Source organism: Caldichromatium japonicum, assembly GCF_011290485.1.
Lineage (GTDB): Bacteria > Pseudomonadota > Gammaproteobacteria > Chromatiales > Chromatiaceae > Thermochromatium > Thermochromatium japonicum.
In genome coordinates this window covers 145,444-170,178 of sequence record NZ_CP048029.1, presented here as the reverse complement: position 1 = coordinate 170,178, position 24,735 = coordinate 145,444, and the positions used below count along the sequence as shown (strand labels likewise).

Annotated in this window: 31 protein-coding genes and 3 pseudogenes; 20 read left to right on the top strand and 14 right to left on the bottom strand. The window is 61.8% G+C overall.

The genetic code is table 11. The annotated features are described in order from the left end of the window. Window positions 1–4 precede the first annotated feature (4 nt). Window positions 5–1,126, bottom strand: a complete 1,122-nt coding sequence (locus GWK36_RS00825; RefSeq protein WP_166269247.1) for a peptidase C39 family protein — start codon at window positions 1,124–1,126, stop codon at window positions 5–7. Window positions 1,127–1,225: 99 nt separating this feature from the next. On the opposite strand from GWK36_RS00825, the gene argE reads away from it, so the two are divergent. Then, window positions 1,226–2,407 (top strand): acetylornithine deacetylase, encoded by a 1,182-nt coding sequence (gene argE, locus GWK36_RS00820; protein ID WP_166269245.1) that lies wholly within the window; start codon window positions 1,226–1,228, stop codon window positions 2,405–2,407. A 32-nt stretch (window positions 2,408–2,439) separates the two neighbouring features. On the opposite strand, the gene GWK36_RS00815 is transcribed toward argE, so the two are convergent. The 5 genes and pseudogenes from GWK36_RS00815 to GWK36_RS00785 all read right to left on the bottom strand — a co-directional run bounded on the left by GWK36_RS00815 (window position 2,440) and on the right by GWK36_RS00785 (window position 7,389). Next, window positions 2,440–3,339, bottom strand: coding sequence for a recombination-associated protein RdgC (locus GWK36_RS00815; RefSeq protein WP_166269243.1), 900 nt, complete (start codon window positions 3,337–3,339; stop codon window positions 2,440–2,442). A gap of 541 nt (window positions 3,340–3,880) precedes the next feature. Continuing rightward, window positions 3,881–4,864, bottom strand: a complete 984-nt coding sequence (locus GWK36_RS00805; RefSeq protein ID WP_166269239.1) for an IS5 family transposase — start codon at window positions 4,862–4,864, stop codon at window positions 3,881–3,883. Window positions 4,865–4,869: 5 nt separating this feature from the next. Further along, window positions 4,870–5,190 carry a major capsid protein gene (locus GWK36_RS00800; protein WP_246237871.1) on the bottom strand — a complete coding sequence of 107 codons (321 nt, stop codon included), beginning with the start codon at window positions 5,188–5,190 and terminating at the stop codon, window positions 4,870–4,872. A 40-nt stretch (window positions 5,191–5,230) separates the two neighbouring features. Beyond that, window positions 5,231–6,328 (bottom strand): annotated as a pseudogene (locus GWK36_RS00795) (IS3 family transposase). A gap of 248 nt (window positions 6,329–6,576) precedes the next feature. Continuing rightward, complete coding sequence (locus tag GWK36_RS00785) at window positions 6,577–7,389, bottom strand: SDR family oxidoreductase (protein WP_166269237.1); 813 nt, start codon at window positions 7,387–7,389, stop codon at window positions 6,577–6,579. A gap of 236 nt (window positions 7,390–7,625) precedes the next feature. Here GWK36_RS00785 and GWK36_RS00780 point away from each other — a divergent pair. Continuing rightward, window positions 7,626–8,864 (top strand): annotated as a pseudogene (locus GWK36_RS00780) (transposase). A gap of 263 nt (window positions 8,865–9,127) precedes the next feature. Here the strand turns inward: GWK36_RS00780 and GWK36_RS00775 are convergent. Together GWK36_RS00775 and GWK36_RS00770 are read right to left on the bottom strand one after the other, a co-directional pair. Next, window positions 9,128–9,379 carry a phage portal protein gene (locus GWK36_RS00775; RefSeq protein WP_210756814.1) on the bottom strand — a complete coding sequence of 84 codons (252 nt, stop codon included), beginning with the start codon at window positions 9,377–9,379 and terminating at the stop codon, window positions 9,128–9,130. Then, window positions 9,379–9,591, bottom strand: coding sequence for a phage head-tail joining protein (locus tag GWK36_RS00770; RefSeq protein WP_166269235.1), 213 nt, complete (start codon window positions 9,589–9,591; stop codon window positions 9,379–9,381). Before GWK36_RS00770 ends, GWK36_RS00775 begins: the two co-directional genes overlap by 1 nt. 78 nt (window positions 9,592–9,669) lie before the next feature. On the opposite strand from GWK36_RS00770, the gene GWK36_RS00765 reads away from it, so the two are divergent. Further along, entirely contained in the window at window positions 9,670–9,927 is a 258-nt protein-coding gene (locus GWK36_RS00765) for a type II toxin-antitoxin system Phd/YefM family antitoxin (protein WP_166269233.1), read from the top strand. Beyond that, window positions 9,917–10,195: a Txe/YoeB family addiction module toxin gene (locus GWK36_RS00760; protein WP_166269231.1), complete on the top strand. Its 279-nt coding sequence runs from the start codon at window positions 9,917–9,919 to the stop codon at window positions 10,193–10,195. The genes GWK36_RS00765 and GWK36_RS00760 overlap by 11 nt, the downstream gene beginning before the upstream one ends. 9 nt (window positions 10,196–10,204) lie before the next feature. Here GWK36_RS00760 and GWK36_RS15745 read toward each other — a convergent pair whose 3' ends face one another. Further along, window positions 10,205–11,176 carry a terminase gpA endonuclease subunit gene (locus tag GWK36_RS15745; RefSeq protein ID WP_210756813.1) on the bottom strand — a complete coding sequence of 324 codons (972 nt, stop codon included), beginning with the start codon at window positions 11,174–11,176 and terminating at the stop codon, window positions 10,205–10,207. Then, window positions 11,137–12,072 (bottom strand): phage terminase large subunit family protein, encoded by a 936-nt coding sequence (locus GWK36_RS15740; protein ID WP_210756812.1) that lies wholly within the window; start codon window positions 12,070–12,072, stop codon window positions 11,137–11,139. The genes GWK36_RS15745 and GWK36_RS15740 overlap by 40 nt, the downstream gene beginning before the upstream one ends. Before the next feature lie 100 nt (window positions 12,073–12,172). Between GWK36_RS15740 and GWK36_RS00750 the strand changes: the two genes are divergently transcribed. Beyond that, window positions 12,173–12,424, top strand: a complete 252-nt coding sequence (locus GWK36_RS00750) for a DUF6900 domain-containing protein (RefSeq protein ID WP_166269229.1) — start codon at window positions 12,173–12,175, stop codon at window positions 12,422–12,424. A 105-nt stretch (window positions 12,425–12,529) separates the two neighbouring features. Next, window positions 12,530–13,072 carry a DUF3489 domain-containing protein gene (locus GWK36_RS00745; RefSeq protein ID WP_210756811.1) on the top strand — a complete coding sequence of 181 codons (543 nt, stop codon included), beginning with the start codon at window positions 12,530–12,532 and terminating at the stop codon, window positions 13,070–13,072. Here the strand turns inward: GWK36_RS00745 and GWK36_RS00740 are convergent. Next, window positions 13,042–13,410: a hypothetical protein gene (locus tag GWK36_RS00740; protein ID WP_166269227.1), complete on the bottom strand. Its 369-nt coding sequence runs from the start codon at window positions 13,408–13,410 to the stop codon at window positions 13,042–13,044. The two genes, GWK36_RS00745 and GWK36_RS00740, sit on opposite strands and share 31 nt — an antisense overlap. 1 nt (window position 13,411) lies before the next feature. Here GWK36_RS00740 and GWK36_RS00735 point away from each other — a divergent pair, with 1 nt between their 5' ends. The 6 genes from GWK36_RS00735 (at window position 13,412) to GWK36_RS00710 (ending at window position 15,702) form a co-directional block, all read left to right on the top strand. Continuing rightward, a complete protein-coding gene (locus tag GWK36_RS00735; protein ID WP_166269225.1) occupies window positions 13,412–13,786 on the top strand; it encodes a hypothetical protein in 375 nt (124 codons plus the stop codon). Continuing rightward, a complete protein-coding gene (locus GWK36_RS00730; protein ID WP_166269223.1) occupies window positions 13,773–13,931 on the top strand; it encodes a hypothetical protein in 159 nt (52 codons plus the stop codon). Before GWK36_RS00735 ends, GWK36_RS00730 begins: the two co-directional genes overlap by 14 nt. A gap of 138 nt (window positions 13,932–14,069) precedes the next feature. Continuing rightward, complete coding sequence (locus GWK36_RS00725) at window positions 14,070–14,600, top strand: hypothetical protein (protein ID WP_166269221.1); 531 nt, start codon at window positions 14,070–14,072, stop codon at window positions 14,598–14,600. Window positions 14,601–14,685: 85 nt separating this feature from the next. Then, window positions 14,686–15,030 (top strand): Rha family transcriptional regulator, encoded by a 345-nt coding sequence (locus GWK36_RS00720; RefSeq protein WP_166268949.1) that lies wholly within the window; start codon window positions 14,686–14,688, stop codon window positions 15,028–15,030. Between the two features lie 184 nt (window positions 15,031–15,214). Then, on the top strand, window positions 15,215–15,424 hold the full coding sequence (locus tag GWK36_RS00715; RefSeq protein WP_166269219.1) for a TA system antitoxin ParD family protein: 210 nt from the start codon (window positions 15,215–15,217) through the stop codon (window positions 15,422–15,424). After that, entirely contained in the window at window positions 15,424–15,702 is a 279-nt protein-coding gene (locus GWK36_RS00710; protein ID WP_166269217.1) for a type II toxin-antitoxin system RelE/ParE family toxin, read from the top strand. Before GWK36_RS00715 ends, GWK36_RS00710 begins: the two co-directional genes overlap by 1 nt. On the opposite strand, the gene GWK36_RS00705 is transcribed toward GWK36_RS00710, so the two are convergent. The 3 genes and pseudogenes from GWK36_RS00705 to GWK36_RS00695 form a co-directional block, all read right to left on the bottom strand. Further along, complete coding sequence (locus GWK36_RS00705; protein WP_166269215.1) at window positions 15,699–16,937, bottom strand: DNA modification methylase; 1,239 nt, start codon at window positions 16,935–16,937, stop codon at window positions 15,699–15,701. The two genes, GWK36_RS00710 and GWK36_RS00705, sit on opposite strands and share 4 nt — an antisense overlap. Further along, window positions 16,924–17,247: a DNA methyltransferase gene (locus GWK36_RS14660; RefSeq protein ID WP_343033127.1), complete on the bottom strand. Its 324-nt coding sequence runs from the start codon at window positions 17,245–17,247 to the stop codon at window positions 16,924–16,926. The genes GWK36_RS00705 and GWK36_RS14660 overlap by 14 nt, the downstream gene beginning before the upstream one ends. A 482-nt stretch (window positions 17,248–17,729) precedes the next feature. Further along, a pseudogene (locus tag GWK36_RS00695) lies at window positions 17,730–18,370 on the bottom strand (IS5 family transposase); the annotation flags it as partial. Between the two features lie 33 nt (window positions 18,371–18,403). Between GWK36_RS00695 and GWK36_RS14655 the strand changes: the two are divergent. The 8 genes from GWK36_RS14655 to GWK36_RS15140 all read left to right on the top strand — a co-directional run bounded on the left by GWK36_RS14655 (window position 18,404) and on the right by GWK36_RS15140 (window position 24,606). Then, a complete protein-coding gene (locus GWK36_RS14655) occupies window positions 18,404–18,733 on the top strand; it encodes a hypothetical protein (RefSeq protein ID WP_210756809.1) in 330 nt (109 codons plus the stop codon). After that, window positions 18,697–19,563, top strand: a complete 867-nt coding sequence (locus GWK36_RS14650; RefSeq protein WP_210756897.1) for a DUF499 domain-containing protein — start codon at window positions 18,697–18,699, stop codon at window positions 19,561–19,563. Before GWK36_RS14655 ends, GWK36_RS14650 begins: the two co-directional genes overlap by 37 nt. A 53-nt stretch (window positions 19,564–19,616) precedes the next feature. Then, on the top strand, window positions 19,617–19,913 hold the full coding sequence (locus GWK36_RS14645; RefSeq protein WP_210756808.1) for a hypothetical protein: 297 nt from the start codon (window positions 19,617–19,619) through the stop codon (window positions 19,911–19,913). Between the two features lie 180 nt (window positions 19,914–20,093). Further along, a complete protein-coding gene (locus GWK36_RS14640) occupies window positions 20,094–21,191 on the top strand; it encodes an FN3 associated domain-containing protein (RefSeq protein WP_210756807.1) in 1,098 nt (365 codons plus the stop codon). Window positions 21,192–21,457: 266 nt separating this feature from the next. Then, window positions 21,458–21,745, top strand: a complete 288-nt coding sequence (locus tag GWK36_RS00685) for a GIY-YIG nuclease family protein (protein ID WP_210756806.1) — start codon at window positions 21,458–21,460, stop codon at window positions 21,743–21,745. 126 nt (window positions 21,746–21,871) lie between these two features. Next, window positions 21,872–22,567: a phospholipase D-like domain-containing protein gene (locus GWK36_RS15150; RefSeq protein WP_246237606.1), complete on the top strand. Its 696-nt coding sequence runs from the start codon at window positions 21,872–21,874 to the stop codon at window positions 22,565–22,567. A 45-nt stretch (window positions 22,568–22,612) separates the two neighbouring features. Beyond that, on the top strand, window positions 22,613–24,370 hold the full coding sequence (locus tag GWK36_RS15145) for a helicase-related protein (RefSeq protein ID WP_246237605.1): 1,758 nt from the start codon (window positions 22,613–22,615) through the stop codon (window positions 24,368–24,370). Beyond that, window positions 24,367–24,606, top strand: coding sequence for a hypothetical protein (locus tag GWK36_RS15140; protein WP_246237604.1), 240 nt, complete (start codon window positions 24,367–24,369; stop codon window positions 24,604–24,606). Before GWK36_RS15145 ends, GWK36_RS15140 begins: the two co-directional genes overlap by 4 nt. Window positions 24,607–24,735: the final 129 nt, after the last annotated feature.

Sequence of the window (24,735 nt, the reverse complement as noted above, 5' to 3'; positions counted from 1 at the left end):
CAGTTTAAGGGTTGGAGATCAGGAGGGCCGCCTGGAGCCTGACCCGGCCATAGCGCGCCATCCGGCTGAACTCATCGCGCTGGATCGGCATGTCGATCGAATCGAGCACCGTCTTGCCGCTGGCCGTATCGACATAGGGATCATGGACATAGACGAAATGCTCGTCGAAACCCGTGATCACCACCCAGTGGGGAAAGCGTTCGCCATAGATGCGGTAGGAGCTGATCAGGACCAGGGGCACGGTGCCGGCATCCCAGCGCTGCTGAAGCTCGGGGATGGCGAGCGTCTGATAATGGATGGGGATGCCGCGCTGGGCGGCCTCGGTTAGCATGTCCTCATGGACCAGGCGCATGACCTCCTTCTTTTCGGGGCTGCGCACCGAATCGACCAAGGGGACGCCCGTGTCATTGACATAGACCTCGGCGGCGAACCCACGCGCCTTGGCCGCCAAGGCCAAACCCAGCGGGCCACAGCCGCCATGCCCCGAGGTCATAAAGATGGTGGTCGATTCACGCCAGATGCGTAATTCCAAGGTGCGGTTAAGCTCCAGATTCGGGCGCAGCGACTGCATGGCCATCATCAGCGACGAGGGCCCACAGGTGAAATCGAGCGTCTGGCGGTAATAGGGCACGCGCTTGAGTTCAGACCTGAGTCCAGGAGCCAGCGCCTTTTCATAACGCAGGGCCTCCATGTGATCCTCATAATAGTCTGCCAGCACCCCAAAGCGCCGATAGCCCGCCCCCTCGAACAGCGACTGCGAGGCCAGATTGTCGCCGCGGATCTCCAGGCGCAGATAGGCGCGATCAGCAGCTAAGGCCGCCTGCTCGGCGGCGGCGGCCAGGGCACGCCCGATCCCGCGTCCGCGCGCCTCGGGTGCCACTGCGATCGAATAGAGCCGTGCCACCGCCGTCGCCCGGTTCAAGAGCACCAGGACATAGCCGGCCACCTCGCCATCCAACTCGGCTAGCAAGGTGATGGCATGCCCACGCGTCAAAAGATAGCGAAATTGACGGCGGGTGATCCGATCGCTTGCAAAACAGCTCGTCTCCAGGTGACAGAGGGCATCGAGGTCGACAAGGGTCGCGGGACGAATGACACAGACAGGAGGTTCTGAAGGGGTTGACACAGGATCCGGATCCTATCTAGATGGCGGGGACTCTACACGGTTGTCCTGCAAATACAAGCCTTGCAGGCACCCTCTCAGCTGCCTGCTTGGGAGCCCTTCATGAACGCACCTCCGCCCCTCGAGACCCTACTCACCGACTTGATCGCCATCCCCTCTGTCAGCAGCCTCGACCCCGCCCTCGATCAAGGCAATCGCCCCCTGCTCGAGCGTCTCGCCGATTGGCTTGAGACCGCGGGCTTTCAGATCGAGATGCTGCCGATCCCCGGCTACCCCGACAAATACAATCTCATCGCAACCCTGGGATCAGGACTCGGTGGACTGGTGCTAGCCGGACATAGCGATACTGTCCCCTATGATGCCGCACGCTGGACCTATGATCCCTTCACCCTGACCAAGCGCGATGGGTGTTATTACGGCCTGGGCATAGCGGACATGAAGTCGTTTTTCGCCCTGGCGCTCGAGGCGGTGCGCGGGATCGAGCCGGGTGAACTGCGTTCGCCCCTGATCATCCTTGCCACCGCCGACGAGGAATCCTCCATGCGCGGCGCCCGCGCCCTAGTCGATGCCGGGCGTCCACTCGGACGGCATGCCCTGATCGGCGAACCTACGGGCCTGCGCCCCGTGCGCCTGCACAAGGGGGTCATGGAAACGGCGATCCGGCTGCTCGGACAGAGCGGTCATGCCAGCAACCCGGCGCTCGGACACAATGCCATCGAGGGCATGCATGCGGTGATCTCTGCCCTGCTCGATTGGCGTGCCGAACTCAAGGCCCGCTTCCATTACCCCGCTTTCACCATCCCCTACCCCACCCTCAATCTAGGCTCGATCCACGGCGGCGATAACCCCAACCGTATCTGCGGTCAATGCGAGCTACAACTGGATCTGCGCCTCCTGCCTGGGCTCGCACCCGAAACCCTGTATGCCGAGTTGACCGGATTGGTGTCACAGGCTGCCGAACCCCTAGGTCTCAGCTGGTCGATTGAACCCCTGTTCCCCCCGATCCCCCCGGGCGAGACCCCGCAAGAGGCCGCCATTGTGCGCGCCTGTGAGTCATTGACCGGCCAGCCAGCGGAGGCGGTCAACTTCGGCACCGAGCTGCCCTTTTTTAACCAGCTGGGGATGGAGACTGTGATCCTTGGACCCGGCGACATCGCCCAGGCGCACCAACCCGATGAGTCTCTGCCGATCGAGCGCATCGGCCCGACCATTGCGCTGTTGCGCGCCTTGATCCGGCGCTTTTGTATCGAGGCGGCATCGGCGGGCCAACAAGGGCTCGGATAGAAAGCGCAAACACCGCCGGATCCGGGTCTGGATCAGGCGCGCTCAAGGCCGAAGATCGCCGCGAATCGCCCCAAGAGCGCGCGCAGTTGCAAGGACAATAGGGCAAACTCGGCATCCAGACGCTGGGCTGGTGTCATTTCATCATCATCGAGCCCCTCAAGCAGGGCATCGGCCAGACGCAGGCGTCTGAGGGCAAGGTCCTCGGAGAGCACAAAACTCAACCCTTCGTCCCACACCAGCGCCAAGCGCGTGACCTGCTTGCCCGCACGCAGATGATGGCGCACCTCCTCGGTCAGTAGATCCTGTCGGCTACAACGCACCACCCCGCCTTGCTCGCCGCCTTCGCGCAGCTCGCAGGCATCGCCCAGGGCAAAGCCCTCTGGAACCTCCCCATCCAATAACCAGGTCGTCAGGGTCTGGACGACGGGGCGCTGGGGCATAGGACGCCTGATCGGAAGCGAACCCAGGGTCTCGCGCAGCAGGGATACCAGCTCCTCTGCCTGCTTATTGCTTGCCGCATCCACCACCAGCCAGCCGCCTTCGGCATCGAGATAAAGGCGCGCAAGACGCGAGCGGGTAAAGGCATGCGGGAGCATCGTATCGATGAGCTGCTCGCGCAGCCGGCGCCGCTCGGCGCGCCCAACCGGGCGCAGCTCCTCGGCTTCGATCGCACTGATACGCTCGGCGAGCGCCTCATTGACCGCCGCCGCCGGCAACAGGCGCTCCTGACGGCGGGCACAGATGAGATGACACTGGCTGACCGTATGCACCAAGGCAGCCGTCTCCTCGCCCAGGGGCGGTATCCAGCCCTGACTGGCGAGTTCGAGCGGACCGCAGGGACGAAAGGGCCGCGCGGCAAGGACCTCTGCCAACTCATCGGCGCTGGGTGCATCCTCCGGTTCGAGCCAAAACAATCGGGCATTGCGCAACATCGCTCTTTCCCTCGCAAAGGGCGGCAAGTATGCCGAATGAGGGCTCAATGGCAAAGGGCCTCAGCGTTCGTCCATCCTGCCCCAACCCCGCCACACTAGCCGAGGCCAGGCTCTCATTGCAGACTCACCCGTCATTCCAGCACAGGATCAGCCCCGTCATGCTGGCGTAGGCCGAAACCCCAGGCCGTCATTCCGGTGCCTCATCCGTCATGATGGCGCAGGCCGGAATCCAGAATAGAATCTGCCGAGATTCAATCCGCCCCGCACAAGACCGCACACAGCGCCATCAGGGCCATCTCCGTCAGATCATGCCGCTTCGCCGGCCCGCAGTGCGGATCTTCTAGCTCAGAAAACGCCTCCGTCAGTGTCATTTCGACTCCCTGGCACCTCGAATAACCCACTATTTTGATGGGACCCGGTCAAAGCGCGATGCCACTGACTGAATCCGGCTCAACTTCCTCAACAAATCGCTGCTTTTTCAAGCAACGTTGCCCGGTTTTTACCCCGAAGTGGGCGGTGGCCATTCGGCCCATGTTGGGCGTTATGCGGGCACGATGCCCACTCGCTGGAAGAACGCCAGTCGCTTCAGGTTGTAGCAGGCCGCCATCATCGTCATCGCAAAGTTGGCACGCGCTTGACCAATGGTGCGGATCAATTTGCCGCCCATCTGCGCAATGGCCGCAAACACATGTTCAACACAGGCTCGTGTCTTCGCAATGCCATGGTTGCGCCGCTGCTGCGCTTCAGACAGCGGCTTGTTCCGATAGCCGTTCGCTTTCAGCCAGGCTTCTCGTTCCTCGCACGGATAGCCTCGGTCGGCAAAGACCTCCCGGCTGGTGTTGGCCGGGTCCATGACCGCCTCAAAGTGCTGGCTGTCGTGGGTGCTGGTGGTGTCGGTGACGATCTTGCGGATGAATTTGTACCTCTTGTCGACGTTGACCGTGAGCTTGTAGCCATAGTGGCTCTTGCCATGCTTCTGGCGCCGCTTGACCGGCTTCCAATCCGCGGGCATGGCGTCTTCGTTCAGCGGTTCCTTGGCGTCCTTGGTGAAGTGCTGCCGGGGCGCGGGGACCCGCGTGGCGTCGATGATCTGCCCACCCCGGGCGATGAAACCCTTCTTGAGCAGTTGCGCGCTGAGGCCATCGAAGATGGCTTTGGCGCCGGCTTCGCCGATCCGGTTCTCAAACACCCACACAGTCGTCCGGTCAGGAATGTTGGCGGCTTGGGCCAGACCACAGAAGCGCTTGTAGCTCATGCGGTCCAGCAATTGATACTCCATCTGCTCGTCAGACAGGTTGTACAGCCGCTTCAAGACCAGAATGCGCACCATGGTTTCAGCGGGGAACGGTGGCCGGCCACCTTGCAGACTCACCGAGCGCGGGGCCATGCGGTCAACTTCCAACGCCAAGGCTTCCAAGTCGATGGCGCCTTCTATCTCAACCAATGGATCGCCCAACTTGTCGATCTTCTCCCGCTGTTGGCAGTCTGCAAACAGGTCCGTCTTGATGGCGGGGCACTTCTTCATGACGGTCAGGTCGGCTGGAATTCAGGTGACGGCAAGTTTATTCCGGCAAAGGGCTGATCAAGGTTTTTCGAGGTGCCCGTGCGGAAGGCATCGAAGGTGCCCAGCGGAAACGCGATGCCCTCTTTCTCCGGGATGAGCCGCACGGTGTCACCTGTCGAGAGCGTGACCGTGCCGAAATACTCCTCGAACAAGATGGAGCCAAAGCGAAAGCCCCGGCGCACATCGTCCTTCAAGGGATTCGTGCCCGCCGTGCCCTGGGCGAAGGTGTAGGCCTTCTCCGCCGAGGCATGGGTGACGAGCTTGTCGAAGAACTCGGGACTGACCAGGGCGTGGATGCTGTGAAGCCTCCTCGTTTTCCTGAGCCAGTCAGAAGTAGAGGTTGGGGAATTGTTTCATACGGTACTCGACCGGCGGGATGCGGCCGAGGGATTCGTGGGGTCGTTGGTGGTTGTAACGGTGCAGCCAGTCGGCGGTCATGTCGCGCACTTCCTGCAGCGAATCGAACACGTAGCAGTCCAGCACCTCGGTGCGGTAGTTCCCCGGTTGCAGCGTTCGATGTAGGCATTCTGGGTGGGCTTGCCTGGCTGGATGTGCCGCAGGGCAATGCCCTGAGATTGCGCCCATTGGGCCAGCGCGTGGGCGATGAACTCGGGGCCGTTGTCCAGGCGAATCGACAACGGCGCACCGCGCACCTGTACCAGTTCGCTGAGCGCGCGGATGACGCGCGCAACCGGCAGGCTGGTGTCAATTTCAATGCGCAGCGCCTCGCGGTTGAAGTCGTCGATGACGTTGAAGTGCGAAAGCGCCGCCCTGACCACAGGGCGTCGGCCATGAAGTCGCAGCTCCAGTGCTGATGGGGCATGGCCGCCGGCTGCAGCGGCGCCTTGATGCGCGCCGGCAGCCGCCGCTTGCCGCGCCGGGACTGGCTGAGCCGCAACTCGCAGTACACCCGCCAGAGCACGGTTTTGCCCCAGGGCTGCCCCTGGTGGCGGGCACTGTCCACGACAAGCCTGAAGCCGTGGCGTGGGTTGAGCGCGATGTAGGTCTGCACAAAGTGAATTGCCCCAGAGTCGTCGCGTGCCACCGGCCGGTAGCGCAGCGTGGAGCGGGCAATCCCGCTGGCCAGGCAGGCCCGCCGCTGGCTCAGGCCGTGCTCGTCCATCAGGGCTTGCACGACCGCCTCGCGACGCTCCGGGGTCAGAGCTTTCGGTCCACGACATCCTTGAGTGCATGGTGCATGAGCGCGAGCTCCGCGTACATGCGCTTGAGCTTGGCGTTTTCCTCCTGCAGCTCGCGCAGTTGCACCAGGTGCGACACCGTCATGCCGCAGAACAGGCTCTTGCACTTGTAGTACGTCGGCTCGCTGATGCCGTGCTTCCTGCATGTCTCGCCGACCTTGGCGCCGAGCTCGACCTCCTTGAGGATGCCGACGCCTTGGCTGTCACTGAATCTGGACTTCTTCATGTAGAGACTCCGTCTGGGAGGATTCTCTACTTCCGGCTGGTGCAGGATTTCGAGGAGGCTTCACAAAGAACTGAACAATCCTGAGTCGTTCTTGGGCGTCTTTGGGTGTCATCTCCCAAAGATGGCACAAGTGGGCTATCCGATAAAACCCCCGGATCTTGTATCCGATGCGCTGAACTTGCATGGCGCTCCTTCCTCGACAAAGGAGTGCCAAAGGTTTCTGAACTTATGCAGCTTTTGTGGCCGACCTACTCGCTGGATGCCGATGGTGCCGCCACGGCTCCCGCCAGAATGCCCCCATCCAGATTGAGTTCGGCACCGGTCATGTAGATGGCTTCATCCGAGGCCAGCATCACGGCCACCGCTGCCACTTCGTCGGGGCGACCGAATCGGCGCATGGGGCAGTCCTGCACGAACTCGCGCATGCGAGCCTCGCGGTCCGGACCGTCACCCAACATGGGCTCCCACATGGGGGTGAGGATGGCCGCCGGATGGATGGAGTTGCAGCGAATGGGCAGACCCTGCTCGGCGCAATACAGGGCCACTGTCTTGGTGTGATTGCGCACGGCCGCCTTGGACGAGGCATAGGCCGCTGCCCCCGGGATACCCACCAGGCCGGATCGCGACGAGATGTTGATGATTGATCCGGCGCTCTGGGTTCGCCGCATGACCTGAATCGCATGCTTGCAACCCAGAAACACACCGTCGAGATTCGTACGGTGCACCGCATGCCAGTCGGATAGGGAAGCATGTTCGGGGTCATGCGCCACGAAGCCGTCCTCAAAGCCCGTGATGCCGGCGTTATTGACCACGACGTGCAGCCCGCCATGCAGGGCCTCGACGCGGGACATCACCGCTTGCCAGTCGGTCTCGTGGCGCACGTCTAAGTGCTCGAACCGTGCGTGCTCGCCCAATCGCGCGGCCAGGGACTGCCCGGCGGAGTCGTTGATGTCAGTCAGGTAGACCGTGGCCCCCTGTTCAACAAAGGCGGTGGCAATCGCAGCCCCAATGCCGCGTGCCGCACCGGTGACCAAAGCAATCTTGCCGGAAAGACGTTTCATGTCAGCCATGAAGGAGATAAGTGACAGTCAGGCTCACATCGTATTGATGTATACGCTGTATATTAAAAGGCTTAACAATGACCGCCGCCCATGTGTGCATTGCCACCAAGCGCCACCCCTATCTGATTTTTTATCTCGAGCAGACTGAGAGCCTGTGAAAATTTCCCCCAATCCGGCACGAACCGACATATGCCTTTGGTATAAGGCGTCATCGACGCCGATTGGATGAGGACGAGATGGATCGAAGCCGTGCGCGGGTGCTGATGCCGAACCGCAGGCAGCTGGAATTTCGGGCCAGCGATCTGGAATCGCTGCTGCCGGAAGGACACCGGGCACGACTGGTGTGGGCCTATGTCGAGCGGCAGGACATGGGGAGCTTTTACGCGGGCATCCGGGCGGTGGAAGGTGGTGTTGGCCGGGCGGCGATTGCCCCGGAGATCCTGCTGGCGCTGTGGCTGTATGCCACGCTGGACGGCGTGGGCAGTGCGCGGGAGATTGCCCGGCTGACCGAAGCGCACGACGCCTACCGTTGGCTCTGTGGTGGCGTGCAAGTCAATTACCACACCCTGTCCGACTTTCGCAAGGATCACGGTGCAGAGCTGGACGAGCTGCTCTCGGTGAGCATTGCTAGTCTGATGGCGGCTGGGGTGGTGAAGCTCAAGCAGGTAGCGCAAGACGGCATGCGGGAGAGGGCCAGTGCTGGGGCGGGGTCGTTCCGGCGCAAGGAGAAACTGGAGGGCTATCTGAAAGCGGCGCGGGCCGAGGTCAAGCGGCTCAAGGTCGAAGTGGATGCTGATCCTGCGGCCGCCGAGCGCGCGCGGCGAGCGGCAAGCGCGGCTGGGAAAGGCCTTGGCACGGCTGCCGGAGATCGCAGCGATCAAACAGCGGCAAGGCAAGAAAGTCGAAGAAGCGCGGTTCTCGATGACCGATGCCGAGGCCACGGTCATGAAGATGGGCGATGGTGGTTTCGGCCGGCCTACAACCCGCAACTGGCCACCGACACCGACTCGCTGGTGATCGTGGGCGTCGATGTAGCCACCGTGGGCAGTGATCAGGGGCAGATGGTGCCGATGATTGGGCAGGTGAGCGAGCGCTGTGGTCGGGCGCCGGAAGCCTAGCTGGTCGATGGGGGCTATGTCGGACACGCCCAGGTCGAGGAAGCCAGTGCGATGACCGAGGTGTATGGACCGGTACCGCAGCCGAAGGACAGCGCGGCCGTTGCGGCCTGGCGGGAACGGATGGGCACCGAGGAAGCGAAGGCAATCTACAAGAAGCGGGCGGCCACGGCGGAATGCGTCAATGCCCAGAGCCGCAATCGGGGCTTGCAGCAATTCCGGGTGCGCGGGGTGGCGAAGGTCAAGTGCGTGATGCTGTTGTTTGCGCTGGCGCACAACCTGATGCGCATGGCGGTGCTCGCACCGGAATTGCTCGGCATAGGCACAGGTACGTCCGCAGCAGCGGCAATGGCAACATGAGGGCGAAAAATCAGGGGAAAACAGGCCAGATGCGCGACTGAAAGACGAAAAACGATGCGATCAACATACACCGCCCCGCATGACGGGACTTCCTGCCTCCGCCTCGCCATCGCAGTGCGGGGGCGAAAGATTCACAAGCTCTGAGCACATCGACGTTTGGCGCATCCTGCACAGCAGTCGGGACATTCCCCGCTGGATGCAGGAGAGTGATCACACGTAGTTCGACGAGATGGCCATCCGCCGCCTTGGGCTTGGCGTCAGCGCTACTGTGATGAGGGCTTGATGCCTGTGCCCACAGCATTGCCCACCCAGGACTCGACCGCGTTGGCAGCGTAGCCGTTGTTGCGGATGAGATACCGGGCACGTGCGGTCATGTCGGCACCGGCCGCTTGGATCAGCGTGTTGACATGGGCGCGGCTGGGTTGAAACGCCTTGAGGCGACGGGCGGACAGACCGCCCTCGAAGCCGCCAATCATCGCTCCCACCTTACGGCGTAGGTTCTGGAATGCCTTCATCACAATCCCTTCCCGGCGTAGGTGCGGATGCGCCGCGCACGCAGGCGACCTTCTGCCTTGGCAATCTCACGATCCAGATCGCCAAGTGCCGACTGCAGTTCGGCGTCTGACTTGTAGGTCACCCACTTGTCGCCAGCCTTCACAGTAAGCACACCGTTGAAGCGGGCGGCCTGCAGCGCCTCGCGCTGGATCTTGAGTTGTTCGAGGGTCATGGGCACCTGCCTTGCAAGCCTGCACGCAACGGCTTAGACTTGTGCAATAAATAGCACAACTCAAAAGGAGCCATCGTCATGCGCGTGGTGAATTTCTCTGAGGCACGAAACAACCTCAAAAAAGTGATCGATCAGGTCATCGACGATGCCGACTACACGGTCATTGCACGCCGAGATGCCCCCGATGCGGTGGTGATGTCGCTGGACACTTTCAACGGCCTGATGGAGACCGTTCATCTGCTGAAGTCGCCCGCGAATGCGGCGCACTTGGCGCGCTCCATCGATCAGTACCGCCAGGGGAAGGTGAAGCAGCAGGATCTGGTCGATGCCGATTGAAGACAAGCTGCTGAAACTGACCTGGACCCTAGCTGCCTGGGACGATTACGAATACTGGCAAGGCCAAGACCGCAAAACGCTCAAGCGCATCAATGCCTTGATCAAAGACTGCCTGCGCCACCCATTCGAGGGCGTTGGCAAACCCGAGCCCCTCAAGGAAAATCTCTCGGGCTTCTGGTCGCGCCGCATTGACGACACCCACCGGCTGGTCTACTGCGTGGATGAGCAGGCTTTGGTGGTGATCGCCTGTCGTTACCACTACCAGTAACCGGCACCCTCACACATAGTTCGACGGAATCGCCATGCGCCGCCGCCTTGGGCTTGGCGTCAGCGCTACTTTGATGGACGGGTTGGCCGTTCGCTGCCGATTGGCTGGAATCGGCGGCAGCGCCTCGACCCGCTTGTTCAGGTTCAGCCCCATCGACAGCAGGCCGTGCAATGCCGCGTAGGCGTACACCCGGCAGTCCAGCGCTTCGTTCCTGCGGCCATCGGGTTTCCACCAAAAGCGCTGCGCAAAGCCCTTCACATACCGCGTGCGAATGCGCTCGGCAGTGAGCTGCTCGAAATACTGCGCATCCCTATCCAGCGGAAAGTGCATCGCACCCGCCCCAGACGCCTTCTTCAAGCGGGCGTAGATGGCTTCCTTGGCGGCGTCAACACCGACCGTGAACAGATTGACCTTGCCCTTGTTGGCCTTGCTCGGACGTTTGGGCCAGATCGGGCGTTTGCCAGCGCCACCCTTGATCGCCCAGATGCGTTTGCGCTCCCGGCCCTTACAGAAGGCGTAGGCCGCCAAGGTGTGGTGACCGCCGGTGTCGAGACAGGCAGCTTCAATCGTCAGGCCGTTGGCCAGCGTTTCGTGCTCGAAGCGGTTGGACAAATAGGCATCGAGCTGCGACCAGGTGTCCGGCGCGGACGGGTCGCCCCACAGGACCTTGTAGTCGATGGACCAGGACTCTTCATCCCTACCCCAGCCGACCACTTCCAGTTCCAGTCGGTTGTCCTGCACGTCGATGCCGCAGGTGAGCAATGCCACCTCGGCAGGAATCGCAGGCCCATAGGCTTCCCGCCGTTCCATCAGACCTTCAGCATCCAGTGTCTCGCCCTCGCGGTCTTCCCAGGTCTCGGCCAGCTTGGTGTTCACCCAGACCTTGAGGCGCACCGGATCGTCCTTGGCAGCGTGGTGTTCCTGGGCGATCTCGCCCCAGGTCAGCCACGGGCTGTATAGGCTGGACAGGTGAAAACCCACCGTCTTGCCATCACTTCGGCTTTGGCTGTCCAGCGACTATTGGCGAGCAGTGCTGGTTTGCAGTACTCAGGATGGATGCCATCGCAAGCTGGGCAATGCCAGGCGGCGTCCGATATTTTGCCCTTTGGCCAGCGGATGTCGCGCCAGAGGATCTGACTGAACTGTCCGCAGTGATCGCAGGGCACCTCGAAGACCCGCTGATCTGACTCTAGGTAGGCCGCCTCGATGCGCGAGAAGCCTTTGAGCGTCGGGGTTGAGCACAGATACACCTTGCGATTGACGAAGGTGGCGGCACGCTGGACAGCAAGTGCCACCGGATCGCCCTCGCCATCGGCATCGCCCGGATAGCCGTCGACCTCATCGAGAAACAGGTAGCGCACCGGCATGGAGCGCAGGCCGACGGCACTGTTGGCGCCGGTCATAATCAGCACGCCACCGGGAAATTCCTTCATCAGCTGGGTGTTGCCAGAATCGCGGCTTCTTGGGTCTTTGACGCGACTTGCCAATTCCGGGCTGGATTCAATCAGGGCATCGACGCGCTGCTTGGAGACGCGCTTGGCGCCTTCTACCGTGGGCTGCACCAGCAGCATCGGGCCGGGGGCATGGTGGATGACGTAGCCGACCCAGTTGAGGCCGCACTCGGTCTTGCCCACCTGACCACCGGCCATGAATACGACCAGTTCGAATCCTGAGGTGGCAGACAAGCTCGCCATGACCTCGGCCAGGTACGGCGTGCGGCTGGTCGACCAGCGCCCCGGCTCAGCGGAGGCCACCGACGAGAGCATCCGGTGGCGGTTGGCCCAGTCATCGACGGTGAGGATGGGATCGGGCGCGAGCCCTCGTTTCCAGGCGGACTGCACGACCAATGCCGCCGTCGATTCAGCAGTGTCGAACACAAGCCACTCCGATGCGAAATAGATAGACCGAACGCTTGGCTTACCGCTTGAACAGCGCGTTACTACAAGCACTGCAACGCACCCACGAAGGAGAACCACGATGCGCAAAACCGCCCACAACGCCGCCACCAAAACCGCGCAGCAACTCGACCAGCTGCTCGCCCGGATCGCCCAGGAGCATCTCTTCATCGAGACCCTGGAGACCCGCAACAGCGACCGCCTGGACTTCCACGACACCAGCGTCTGGTGCGTCAAGAGTGCGCTGATGGCCGCCTACCAGGCCGGTCTGGCCGCAGGACAAAACGCCACCGCCAAAGCCGCTGATCAACCGACCAGCCAGCAAGCCGCCTGAGCCTCACATCGCCCACAAGGAGCACGACCATGTCCGCACAAAACCACCCCGATCACCGAACGCCAACTGGACCTCATCACCCGCGCGCATTGCGACGCCGGTGGCTTGATCGAGCCGCTGCTCGACCTCAATGGCGGGGCCAAACTCAAGATGATCGCCAGCCTCGCGCAGCGGGGGTTGATCGAGCAGCAAGGCGGCCAGTGGCGCCTGACCAAGGCCGCCATCGCCATCATCAAGGGCGAGGTCAAGCCCGAAGATGTCGTGCCGCCACCCACAGACGCACCGCAAAGCGCCACACCCGCCTTGACCGACACCCAGGATGCCGACGATGCCTACGACCGAGCCGTGCAATGCGCCAAGGAGGGCGCAACCATCCGAAAGAACCACGGCAACGCAGTCGATAAGGCGCTGGCCCGCAACAGCAAGCTTGCGCTGGTGATCGAGATGTTGCAGCGCCGGGATGGGGCGACCATCCACCAGATCTGTGCGGCCACCGGCTGGCAGGCGCACACGGTGCGCGGCACCCTGGCCGGGGCGCTCAAGAAGAGGCTGGGGTTGAACATCGTCTCCGAGAAGATCGAAGGACCTGCCGGCACGCCGGGTGCAGGACAGCGCCTCTACCGCATCGCCGAGGAAGTCACCGCGTGATTGCGCAGCCCGACGAGCCGATCCCGGCAGACCTGTTGCCAGCCTTGCAGGTGGCCTGCCGGGAGATGCCAATTGAGCTTGACTTCTGTGGCGACCAGCCCGTTCATACAGGTGTCGCAACGATCAACTGAGAAGGAGAGCACACCATGAACACCGCCCGCGAATTTCAAGCTCAGCGCGCAGAACAAAATGCCCGCGAAGCCCTGGCTCAAGCCCGGTCCACTCTGGAGCGGGCCTTGCGCGAACTGGATCGCTACACCTGCCGCTTCGAGGAGGCCGAGTCGCTGCACGACAAGGCCAATGTTCGGCGATTCACTGTCGAACGAGGCCAAGATCATCTTGCGCCATTTCGATGCTAATTTGCGCAGCGCCAAGGCGATAGGCGAGTTCTTGCGCGATTACTATGACGCGGTGCGCGCGTTCGGCGATCCGAACCAAGAATCGCTGTTTGGCGATGAACCGGCCCCGACCAAGACCGCCGTGTTGCATGGCGTCAAAGAGCGTGGTCAGGCGGACGAAGCGGGTCAGTTCGTGAAGGCGGCTGATCCTGCGAAAAGTATTGCGCAAACGTCTGAAACGTTCGGCGCGCAGTTTTCAGATGGAAATCAAATCTTGGTATCGGGTACACCCAAAGGTAAGCCGCTCAATAAATCCATCCCGCTGTTTTTCGTTCGTCCAACCAGGAGTAAAAAAAACAGCCATGTCAACGCCTAAACCAATCGCATCGAAACCCCTCGCGCCGAATCTGATCGCAGATCTGCTCAAAAAAGTCGAGCGCGACCCAGTTGTTAAAGCCGCCCTGCTCGCCGCCATCGATCAATGGAAGGCGCGCGCCCAGGACGCCAAGAAGACGCCATAGAGGGCCAGTCCGCTGACAGAAGCCCAATGGGCAGCCATACGCCGTCATTGGGAATATGACGGCGACGAGCCAAGCTATCAGGCCGCAGCCGAGCGTGCGGCTAGTGAGTTTGAATTTGTTCCGCCAACCAAGCAGGCTGTGCAGCAGCGCGCCAAGCGCGAAGGTTGGCAACGACGCGGCTCCATGCAAGGTATTGTCGCTGCTGCCCAGCGCAAAGCTGACCGGCTTGCCGCTGAGGCCAAGCGCGAGGAGCCGGTTGTTTATCGCAATGACGCCGAACGCGTGCAGCAGGAGCGGATTGCCGCCGAGAACGTGCGCGCTGAGGTGCTGGCGCGGCATCGTGATGAATGGATCGAAATCGAGATCTATCGCCGTCAGGCGCTCGCGGTGATGCAGATCGCTGCTGAAACCATGCCGAAGGATGACGAGCGCAACGAAAGCAATGAATCGCCGGATCCCGAATGGACCCGCGAACGCAAAGCCCTGTGGGATATGGCTAAGACTGCCGCCGACACCGCCGCCGCCAATCTGCGGGCGCTGATGGCCAAGCAGGAAGGTGAGCGCAAAGCCTGGGGCCTAGATGAGCCGCCGCCGTTGCCTGAGGTCACCAAGCTCTCAGACGAGCAACTGAAAGCGCTGGCGCGGGGGAAGATTCCGGGCGTCGGTTGAGGCCAATGTCGTGACAGCAGAATGGGCGGGAACGCCGGGGATGCAACCCGGCGCCCCTGACCAATCGAGCATCCGAGGTGCTGTCATGGCTGATCAAAGTGTATCTGAACTGGTGTTTCGTGGCACGGATGGCGAGCTGTTCACGACGAGCGAGCGCATCGCCGAAGGAACAAAAGCCGATCACGCCAGCGTCATCAAGCTGGTCCGTCGCTATCAGGCGGATCTTGAGGAATTTGGCAAAGTCGGATTTGAAATCCGACCTAACCCGCAAGGCAGCCCGACCGAGATCGCGATCCTCGCCGAGCCGCAAGCCACGCTGATGATGAACTGGACCTTGAACGAACTCGCCTGCAACATCACCCCGAACCTGCGCCTGGACCTGATCGCCAGCGCCCAGGCGGAACTGGTGCGCGCCGACACGATGGAATAAGGAACCCCGAGCCAAGCGCAAAAAAGATCGAACCGGCGCTTGGCTTCCATCAAGGACAGCGCGAATCTACGGGTGTCGCAACGATCAACCCACGGAAAAAACCAGCAAGTCGCGGCTGGCGGATAGGATAGGTTCCTCTTTGGCCCCTTATGGGCTATTATAGGCCGGTGCAACGGAGGTTCCTATGGCCATCAATGTCAAACTCCCTGAACCCTTGGTCGAGGCGGCCAAGCGCTACGGTGCCATCGAGCACCGCTCGGTGCCCAAGCAGATCGAGTACTGGTCTCGGATCGGCAAGATCGCCGCTGAAAACCCCGACCTGCCCTTTAGTGTCATCCGCGACATCCTCATCGCCGATCAGGAAGAGCCCGTGGGTGAGTATCGGTTTGGCTGATGCGCATCCTTGTCACCCCGACCTTCGAGCGCACCGTCAAGAAACTGCACAAGCAGCAAAAGGCTGCGCTCGACGAAGCGGTACGCACCATTGCCAATCAGCCAGAGGCGGGTGAAACCAAAGTTGGCGACCTGGCTGGTGTGCAGGTTTACAAGTTCCGCATGGGCAGTCTGCTCTGCCTGCTGGCCTACCGCGTCCTCGACGAGAACACGCTCAAGCTACTGATGGTTGGCCCGCACGAGAACTTTTACCGCGATCTCAAACGCGCCGAGCGCTAAGCCGCCAGATCGTCAAACCTCGCCCCGTCCGCCTCACGAAGAGCCCCCTGGCCGGTAAAGTCCTGCCAGCGGCGCACGATCACGTCCACATACTTCGGATCAAGCTCGATCAGCCGCGCCACACGGCCCGATTTCTCGGCGGCAATCAGCGTCGTGCCGGAGCCGCCAAAGGGGTCGAGCACCACATCACCCGGTCGGCTGGAGTTGCGAATCGCCCGCTCGACCAGCTCCACCGGCTTCATCGTCGGGTGCAGATCATTGACGCGCGGCTTGTTGAAGTGCCACACGTCCCCCTGGTCGCGGTCACCACACCAGTGGCGCGTGGCACCCTCGGGCCAGCCGTAGAGGATCGGTTCGTACTGGCGCTGGTAGTCCGAGCGCCCGAGCGTAAAGGTGTTCTTGGCCCAGATGATGAAGGTCGACCAGTGGCCGCCCGCAGCGCGGAACGCGGCCTGCAGCACATCCAGCTCGCTGGAGGACATCGCCACGTAGACTGCGCCATTGCATCGGGCCAGCGCCGGCTTGAACGCTGCCAGCAGGAAATCCTGGAATCCGTCCCCAAGGTTGTCGTTCAGGATCGGTCGGTTGGTGCCGCGCAGCTTGTCCTTGGCGCTGTTGGCGTAATTCACGCCATAGGGTGGATCGGTCACGACCATGTGGGCTTTCTCGCCGGCCATCAGCAGGGTGTAGTTGGCGGCATCGGTTGAGTCGCCACAGAGCAGCCGGTGCGGACCCATGATCCAGACATCGCCCGGCTTGGACACCGGCGTGACCGGCACCTCGGGGGCGGCATCCTCGTCGGTATGGCCTTCGGTCGTGGTCTCCTCGCCGGCCATGATCTCCAGCAACTCATCGGCATCGAAACCAGTGAGCGCGAGATCGAAGTCATCGAGCTTGAGTTCTTCGAGTTCGAGGCGCAGCAGATCCTCATCCCAGTCCGCCCAAGTGGCCGAGCGGTTGACCAAGATACGGAAGGCCTTGAGCTGCGTCTCGGTCAGGTCGTCGGCGAGAATCACCGGCACCTGTTCAAGTCCCAGGCGCAGCGCAGCTTTATAACGAAGATGACCATCACAAATCTCGCCGGTGCTCTTGGCGACGATGGGCAAGCGAAAGCCAAACTCCCGAATCGCCCCGGCCATCTGCTCGACGGCGTGGTCGTTCTTCCTGGGGTTTCTGGCGCATGGAATTAGCCGGCTGGTCGGCCAGTGTTCGAGTTTGAGGTCACTCAGTTGCATCTGCCATCTCCAATCGTTCTGCTGCGACCTCGGCAAAGGTCTGCCCGGTGGCCAGCAAGGTCACCGGGATGTCCGGGTGGTTCTGTTGGAAGCGCTTGACCGCCACGTCGATGTAGGAGGGGACAAGCTCAATGGCGCGGACCTGTCGTCCCGTCTTCTGCGCGGCCAGGATCGTGGTGCCGGAGCCCCCGAACGGCTCGAAGACAACATCGCCCGGGTCCGAGTACGCCAGCAAGATGTGCTCAGGCGGCGCCACCGGAAACACCGCCGGATGGTCGATGTCCCGGCCGATCTTGCCCTTGTGACGCATCACCCGGATCACGCTGTCCGGGATGCGGAAGTCCTGCGTGGGCTGCCCGGCATGGCTCCAGCCCCGACCTCGCCATCCTTGCCGCGCATCGCCGTCGATGATCCGTCGGCGCGCAAGTGCGATTCCTGGCCGGCGTACTTGCACGGCACGATCTTGTCGGGCTTCCTGCTCTGGCGGTTGAAGTGGAAGACGAACTCGAAGCTGGAGGCCAGGCGTCCGGCCCAGTCACCGGGCATCCCCGACCCCTGGTCCCAGACGTACCAGCCGAAGCGCCGCCAACCATTGGCCCGCATCCAGTCGAGCCAGCCGTCCCAGTACGGCATCACTTCGTTGTCGCGGTGAATCAGGCCGAGGTTCACCAGCACCTGGCCATCCATGGCCATGGGCAGGTTGGCAAAGACGCCACGCATCAGCGCATCCCAGTCGGCGATGCCCTGGGTGTAGTCGCGCTGCTGGCCGTAGGGTGGGATGGTGAAGCACAAGCTGGTGGTGTCGGTGACGATCTTGCGGATGAATTTGTACCTCTTGTCGACGTTCACCGTGAGCTTGTAGCCATAGTGGCTCTTGCCATGCTTCTGGCGCCGCTTGACCGGCTTCCAATCCGCGGGCATGGCGTCTTCGTTCAGCGGTTCCTTGGCGTCCTTGGTGAAGTGCTGCCGGGGCGCGCTACCCGCGTGGCGTCGATGATCTGCCCACCCCGGGCGATCAAACCCTTCTTGAGCAGTTGCGCGCTGAGGCCATCGAAGATGGCTTTGGCGCCGGCTTCGCCGATCCGGTTCTCAAACACCCACACAGTCGTCCGGTCAGGAATGTTGGCGGCTTGGGCCAGACCACAGAAGCGCTTGTAGCTCATGCGGTCCAGCAATTGATACTCCATCTGCTCGTCAGACAGGTTGTACAGGCGTTTCAAGACCAGAATGCGCACCATGGTTTCAGCGGGGAACGGTGGCCGGCCACCTTGCAGACTCACCGAGCGCGGGGCCATGCGGTCAACTTCCAACGCCAAGGCTTCCAAGTCGATGGCGCCTTCTATCTCAACCAATGGATCGCCCAACTTGTCGATCTTCTCCCGCTGTTGGCAGTCTGCAAACAGGTCCGTCTTGATGGCGCGGCACTTCTTCATGGCGGTCAGGTCGGCTCAAAATCAGATGACAGCATGTTTAACCCAGCAAGGCTCTGGTGGAGGTTTTTCGAGGTGCCCTGGGGCGAGATTGCAAGCCAGCTCGGCGCCGAGGATGCCATCAAGCCGTACTGGACCAACGGGCCGAGGGCAGTCAATCTGCGCGTTTGGAAGGAAATCATTGGCAACAAGCCAACGTTGATTCTGTTGGACGAGCTGCCGCCCTATCTCGACAACGCCAGCACCCTGCGATACGGGGAAGGCACGCTGGCCAACATGGTGGTCTACAGCCTCTCTAGTTTGATGAGTGCTGCGCTGGAACTGCCCAACTGCGCCATCGTGATCGCCAACCTCTCGGGCAGCTAAAGGCCCAGACCAAGGCGCTCGCCGATGCCATTTCCAACCTGCAGCCGGAAACCCGCCGTCAGGCAATGACCATCACACCGGTCCAGCTGGCAGGCAACGAAATCTACGAAATCCTCAAGAAGCGCCTCATCGACGAACTGCCGGATGAGCGGGTCATCTCTGATATCGCCGAGGAGTATGCGCAGCAGATCAAGAAAGCCGAGGATGGCGGCTACATCGTGGCCAGCAGCATCGAGCAGATCGCCGAGCAGGTCAGGGAAACCTACCCCTTCCATCCGTCCTTCAAGCACCTCGTTGCGCTGTTCAAGAAGAACGAAGGTTTCCGCCAGACCCGTGGCCTGATGCAGTTCACCGCCCGCCTGCTCAAGAGCGTGGACGAGCGCGAAGCCGACGATGTCTTTCTGGTCGGCGCACAGCACCCCAACCTCAACGACGACCAGGTCAAGGACGAGATCGAGCGTATCGCGCCGAAGCTGATGCCAGCGGTGACGCACGATATCGCCGACAAAGGCAACGCCATCGCCGAGCATATCGATGTCGAGTTGGCTGGCGATGCCGCGCAGCAGGTCATGACCTTGTTGCTGGCCTCTAGCCTGTCGCGCGCCGTCGGCGGGCGCATCGGCCTGTCCGAAAGCGAGCTGATCGAGTTCCTCGCCGCACCGCAGCGCAAGCCGGACGAGTTTCTTCAGGCCTTGCAGCGCCTGCGTAAATCGGTGTGGTATCTCCACCGCGAAGAGCAACGCTTCTTCATCAAGGAAACCGAGAACCTGTCGCGCCAGATCGAGCGCAAGCCAAGGAGATCCCGCAGCCCAAGATCGATCAAGCGCTGATCAACCGCCTCACCGGCATCCTCGATCCGGTTCGCAAGATTGCATACCAGGATGTGCAAGTCCTGCCCAAGCTCGATGAACTGAAGCTCGGAGGTCCCAGGACGCTGATCGTCATCAAACCCGATGGCAAGGTGCCGCCCAGCGAATTGCAGAACTTCTTCGACTACCAGCAGGAGAAGAACAACTTTCTGGTGCTGACGGGCCAAGACAGCCTGCTGGCCGATGCAGTGGAGGAGCGGTTGCGCGAGCTTGTACGCCATCGAGCAGATTCACAAGCGTCTCAAGCCCGGCGACACCTTGTTCGAGGAAGCCCGCGACCGCCTCGAGGAAGCCGAGGATCGGTTCAGTAAGGCGCTGTCGGCGGCCTACAACCGCCTCTACTTTCCTGCCAACGACCCGGTGGACGGTCGTGACGTGCTGGCTGGGGTGACCATCGACCAATGGCTAAGACTCGGCCAGGGCGACCAGTCTGCCGAGGTGCAGATCGAAAAGCTCCTGTCCTGTCCAGCCCGCGCGCCGACTATAAACTCGTGGCCGAGCTTACCAAGGACAACCTCGACGAATACTTCGCGCAGGCCGAGGAATACCTATGGCCGTCCGGCAAAGACAACCGCCGCACGCCTTGGAAGGACATCGCCACCCGCGCCAAGTGCTCGCCCATCTGGCCGTGGATACCGGGCGCGAGCGGGCTGGATGCCCTCAAGACCGAAGCCCTGAAGCAAGGCCGCTGGCGCTTGGGCGAGGACGGCTACATCGAGAAAGGGCCATTCCCCAAAGATAAGGCCACCGTCAACGTCTCCGTCGTCACCGTCAAGCCAGACACCGGTGAGACGGTTCTCGCCCTCACGCCTCGCCACGCAGGTGACAGTCCAATCGTCTATTGGTCGACCAAGCCTGATGTGTCCGACAAGGATCACAAGGTCGAGGATCTGGACAACTTCAGCACGACCGAAGGCACCCTGTATTTCTGGGTCAAGGACACCACTGGGCAACACGAAAGCGCGGCGGCCACACGCTGGCTTGCCGACCTCAAGATTCGTCATCAGGTCGAACCAGCCGCTGACAAGCGCCGTGTCACCCTGGCCGTCACGCCGCGCGCCGATCTCTTCTATACCCTGGATGGCTCTAACCCCAAGGATGGCACCCGTTACGAGGGGCCGTTTGAGATCGGTTCAGCAAGTTGCCGCCTGCTGGTGTTCGCCCGCGCGGGCGAAGCTACCAAGACGGCGGACTTCCAGATTCCCGCCAGTGGCGACAAGACGGTGCAGATCGTCGATGTCAAGCCGGCCCACCTGCAAGGCAGACGCGTGTCCCTGGACACGACGGATCGAGTGTTCGGGGTCATCAACCGTTTTCGCGATCAGCCGGGCACACGCTTCAAGGGGGTGCGCATCGAAATCGGCGAAGGCGAACACACCGTCACCGTGCGCTTTCAGGAGCGTGAGGTGACGGCCGCTATGATCGAAGGCGTCGTCAACAGCCTTCGGGAAGTGCTGAACGAACCCGAAGCCTTGGTCAACATCGCCATTACCGAGGGCATACAGTTCGACACGGGCTTTGCACTCAAAGAGTTCGCCAAGATCGTTGGCATCGAGCTCAAACCACGTGAGGTGAGCCAGGAAGAATGACCATTGACCAGGAAGAATGACCATTGAGGTGCTGGTCTCTAATCTAGGCCGCTACGATGGTAAGCCGGTTTTCGCCATTCCGGTGCAAGCCGAAGCCCCAAGCCGTCATTCCGGCGCCTCATTCGTCATTCCGGCGCAAGCCGGAATCCAGGGCCGGACGTTCTTTGCCTGGGCCGGCACAATGCTGGACCCCGGCTTTCGCCGGGGTGACGAGGGAAGTCGAGCATACAAATCCAATGACAAATCTAATATCCAGGAAAATCTACATGAAGGGTCCTTGTGTTTATATTCTGGCCAGCCGTCGCAATGGCACGTTATATACCGGCGTGACGTCCAATCTCATTAAACGGGTGTGGGAACGCAAACATGATCTCGTGGAAGGTTTTACCAAACGCTACCAGGTCCATACCCTGGTCTGGTATGAACCTCACGAAGACATGCGGTCTGCAATCGCGCGCGAAAAGGCGATCAAGGAGTGGAAACGACGGTGGAAGATCGAGCTGATCGAAAAACTCAACCCGACCTGGCGCGATCTCTATGATGGGTTTGTATAAACCTTCCATGACGTCCAAATACCCTGTCGCACCGGCGAACCCCGATACCCAGCCTGCCTTGCCCTGCTCCGGCTTGCGCTGGAAGGGCAGCGGTGTCTTCTTTCCTTTGAACTAAGCGCCAATTCCATGACCCTCCGCCGCTTCTCCTCCCGCACCCATCGGCTGGATGCGAGCTTTCTGCTCCGGTATCTGAAGGGCGCAAGAAGCTATAAGCGCATCGCCGGATACTTCACGAGCTCGCTGTTCGAAGTGGCGGGCGAGGTGCTGGAAGATATCCCAGAGGTCAAGATCGTCTGCAACGTCGATATTCATCCGGATGACCTCAAGGTGGCGCAACTGCGCGAGAGCAAGATGCTGGGCCGCTGGAGCGAGCGCGCCCTGGAGGCCGAGGCGCTCTTGAACCGGGAACGCTATCGGCGTCTGGATGCCTTTCTCGCCAAGCACGGGCCAGCGGTGCGCGTCGCGCCTGACGACATCTGCGGCTTCGTGCATGGCAAGGCGGGCGTGATTACGCTTCGCGACGGCCGCAGGCTGGGCTTCATCGGGTCGATGAACGAGACGAAGAGCGGCTGGCAGCGCCACTACGAAATCCTGTGGGAGGACGAGTCGCCGGAGGGTGTTGAGTGGATCGAGGCGGAGTTCGACTTTCTCTGGAACGCTGCCAAGCCGCTACCCCAAGCCGTAATCCGCGAAGTGCATCGGCGAGGGTTTAGGCGCGAAATCGAGTTCGCCGAGATCGAGGACGATGAGATCCTTGCGCCGGCGGCGCTGATCGAGTCCCCGCTGTATCGCGAGGGACAGCAGCTCCAGCCGTGGCAGTAGGGCTTCCTGACCGAATGCCTGCGCCACCATAGGCTCTATGGCGTCGTGCGCCTGCTGCTGAGCGATGAGGTGGGCCTGGGCAAGACGCTCTCGCTGGCGACCGCCGCGCTGACGCTGTGCCTGCTGTCGGACAAGGACAATGGCCCGCGCCGTCCGGTGGTGATCTTCGCCCCGGCCACGCTGACCGAGCAATGGCAAACCGAGATGCTGGACAAGCTCGGCATCCCCACCGCGCGTTGGGACACCGTGGGCAAGGTCTGGCTGAACGCAGAAGAGCGAGTCATTTCCCCTGCGGGCCGCGATCAGATTGCCCATTGCCCGCTGCGAATCGGCATCGTCTCCACCGGACTGATGATGCGCGACTCGCTGGAAAAGCAGCATCTGCTCGGTATGCACTTCGGCGTGGTCATTCTGGATGAAGCGCACAAGGCCAGAACGCGCCAGGGCTTCGGCAAGGAGGCCGGCACGCCGAACGAGCTGTTGGCCTTCATGCGCGAGATCGCCGCGCGCGCCGATCACGTGCTGATGGGCACGGCCACGCCGATTCAGACCAATCCCGCCGATCTGTGGGATTTGCTGGGCATCTTGCATCAAGGCCCGGGGCGCTTCGTGCTGGGTCATGACCTCTCCCCGTGGCATCATCCTGACGACGTGCTCGATATTCTTGCGGGGCGCGTGGCGGTCACTTCACTTGATCAGGCTTGGGAGCTGTTGCGCTCGCCGCTGCCGCGGGTGGAGTCCACCCAGGAGCCGCGTGCTCGCTGGCTGTTCTCCGCCATCCGGCAAGACTTGGGCTTGCAGAACGGCGAGTGGCAGACCAACCGTTCGCTCGCCGACTTGACCGAGGAGACGCGGGAGATTCTGGAAGAGGAGTTGGAACGCCGCATCGCCGGAGCCACATTTTTCCAGCGCGAGAACCCATTGGTGCGCCATGTCGTGCTGCGCAAGCGCCAGCAGCTCGAGGAGACGAAGGACAAAGACGGCAAGCCCTTGTTGACGCCCGTGGGTGTGGACGTCCATCCCGACCGCGAACGGGTTACGGAGCAACGCGCCTTCGACGTGCTGTTCGAAGGCAAAACACTGCGCACCTCGGAGCACTTTCGCCAGGCTTATGGCGAGGCCCGTGCTTTTGGCAAGGCGCTGGCCAAGCGCGGCAAGGGCAGCGGCTTCATGAAGAACCTGCTGGAGCAGCGGATCTGCTCCAGCATCCATGCTGGCTTGGCAACCGCGCGGCGCTTGCTGCAAGGCGAAGCCGTGCATGAGGAAGACGAAGAGCATGAAGCCGACCTCAAGGTCGAGACGGGCGAGGAGCGGGAGGCGCTGCAACGTCTGATCGACCGGCTGGAACGGCTGGATGCCGACCCGAAGATGGAGGCCGTCGTCCATTTCCTCGACAAAGAGAAGTGGCTGGACTTGGGCGTCATCATCTTCAGCCAGTACCACGACACGGCGAAGTGGCTGGCCGACTCGCTGGCGGCTCGCTATCCGGATGAAGCGGTTGGCCTGTACGCCGGCGCCGGTCGCAGTCGCCTTTATCAGCGCGGCGACAGCGTGACCGTCGAACGCGAAACACTCAAGCGCATGGTGGCTGAGCACCAGATCCGGATCATGGTCGCCACCGATGCCGCGTGCGAGGGCCTCGACCTGCAAATCCTGGGCACCTTGATCAACGTGGATCTGCCCTGGAACCCGACGCGCCTGGAGCAGCGCATCGGCCGTATCAAGCGCTTCGGCCAGCGGCGCGAGACGGTGGATATGCTCAACCTGGCCGTTCGATCTACGAACGGCTGTCCGAGCGGATGAAGGACCGCTACGACCTATTCGGCTCGCTGCCCGATACCATCAAGGACGAGTGGATCGAGGACATCGAGACGCTCGGCGAGAAGCTAGACGAGTGCATCGATGCCCAGAAGCGGGTAACGGGGTTTGACCTGCGTTATACAGCAACGACAACGCCATCAGAGAAGGATTGGCGCGACTGCACGGGGGTGTTGGCGAGACGCGATCTCCTGGCGCTCATGCGTACTGCCTGGGGTTGAAATGAGTTGCCGATACTGGAATCACGGTGTTGGCTCGGGCTGGCATGGACTGGTCCCGGGTTACGCCGGAATGCTGGGGGCGACACCGGCCCTACAAAGCAAGCGTTTTGCAAGCTTCCCAGGAGACAT